The sequence below is a fragment of the Nocardia farcinica genome (assembly GCF_029867845.1).
Lineage (GTDB): Bacteria > Actinomycetota > Actinomycetes > Mycobacteriales > Mycobacteriaceae > Nocardia > Nocardia farcinica_A.
In genome coordinates this window covers 1-1,898 of sequence record NZ_JARWRU010000669.1, presented here as the reverse complement: position 1 = coordinate 1,898, position 1,898 = coordinate 1, and the positions used below count along the sequence as shown (strand labels likewise).

Below are 1,898 nucleotides of genomic sequence, written 5' to 3'. Positions count from 1 at the left end.
CATCGCGTACGTCCTGGACCTGTCCGAGCCCGCGTGCGTGCTCACCGAGGCGGGGGCGGGCGTGCGCTCGGAGCGCGCGCCGGTGATCCGTCTCGACGAGCTCGATCTTTCCGGTTACTCCGCCGAGCCGGTCACCGACGCCGAGCGGATCGCCCCGCTGCGCCCGGCGAACACCGCCTACATCCTGTTCACCTCCGGCTCGACCGGCAGGCCGAAGGGCGTGGCGGTGCCGCACCGCGCGGTGGCCAACCACGTGCGCTGGTTCGTCGCCGAGTACGGCATCGGCGCGGCCGATATCGCGCTGTTCAAGACGACCGTCACCTTCGACATGTCGATCTGGGATGTGTTCGTGCCGCTGCTCACCGGCGGCCGGGTGGTGGTCGCGAGCCGGGACGGCCATCGTGACCCGCGCTATCTGGCCGAGGTGATCGCGGCCGAGCGGGTCACCGTGACCCCGTTCGTCCCGTCCATGCTGCGCGCCATCGTCGACACCCTCGACGGCGGCTCGCTGGACTCGCTGCGGGTGATGTGGCTGGCGGGCGAGGCCCTGTCGGCGGAGACGGCCGCGGCGGCGCGCCGGGTCTCGCGGGCCAGGCTGGACAATCTGTACGGCCCCACCGAGACCGCGGTGGTCACCATGACCGAGCGGGTGCCCGAGGACGCCGTCGGCATCGTGCCCATCGGCCGCCCGATCTGGAATGTGCGCGCCTATGTGCTCGACGACCGCCTGCATCCGGTTCCGGCCGGTGTGGCGGGGGAGCTGTACCACGCCGGAATCCAGCTCTCGCACGGCTATTTCGGTCGCCCCGATCTGACCGCCGCGCGGTACGTGGCCAGCCCGTTCGCGCCGGGGGAGCGGCTGTACCGCACCGGCGATCTGGTGCGCATGCGTGCCGACGGCACCGTGGAGTACCTGGGCCGCACCGATTTCCAGGTCAAGATCCGCGGCCTGCGCATCGAGCTCGGCGAGATCGAGACCGCGCTGCTCGCCCACGAGCAGGTGCGCCAGGCCGCGGTCGTCGTGCAGCACGACGAACAGGTCGGGGACCAGCTCGTCGCCTATGTGGTGCCGACCGGCCGGACGGACGCGGCCGACACCGAGGCGCTGCGGGCGCACCTGGCCGACCGGGTGCCCTCCTACATGGTGCCCGCGGCGTTCGTGGTGCTCGAACGGTTCCCGCTCAACGCCAACGGCAAGCTCGACCGCAAGCAGTTGCCGAAGCCGGTGTTCGCGGCCCGCTCGCGGCGGGAACCGCGGACGCCGCTGGAGCACACGATCACCGAGGTGTTCGCCGAGGTGCTCGGCGTGGAGTCGGTCGGCATGGACGACAGTTTCTTCGAGCTGGGCGGCAACTCCCTGGTCGCCACTCGCGCGGCGAGCCGCCTCGGTGCCGAACTCGGCTTCCGGGTGCCGGTGGTCTGGCTGTTCACCGCGCCCACCCCGGCCGAGCTGGCCGCGCGGGCGCTGGCCGAGCAGTCCGGCGCGCGGGCGGTCGGTGAATCGGCCTTCGATGTGCTGGTGCCGCTGCGTCCCGGCTCGGGCGCGCCGCTGTTCTGCTTCCATCCGTTCGGCGGCATCGCCTGGTCCTTCGCCGGGCTGGCCGCGCACCTGGACGACGACCGCCCGATCTACGGCCTCCAGTCGCCCGCTCTCGGCTCGGACGAGGCGTTGCCCGCGTCGACCGAGGAGTGGGCGCTGCGCTACCTGACGGAGATCCGCCGGGTGCAGCCGGAGGGGCCCTATCACCTGCTGGGCTGGTCGCTGGGCGGCGTGCTCGCGCACGCGGTCGCGGTGCGGTTGCAGGCCGAGGGGCAGCGGGTCGAGGTGCTGGCGATGATGGACAGTTATCTGCACTCGGAGATCGCGCGGGCAGGGGCGGCAATCGCCGCCGGGCCCG

1 protein-coding gene is annotated in these 1,898 nt (G+C 72.4%); it reads left to right on the top strand.

The window, feature by feature from the left end; translation table 11 throughout:
- Positions 1–1,898: amino acid adenylation domain-containing protein (locus tag QH283_RS14735; RefSeq protein ID WP_280503566.1), on the top strand; the 1,898-nt coding region annotated here is incomplete at both ends.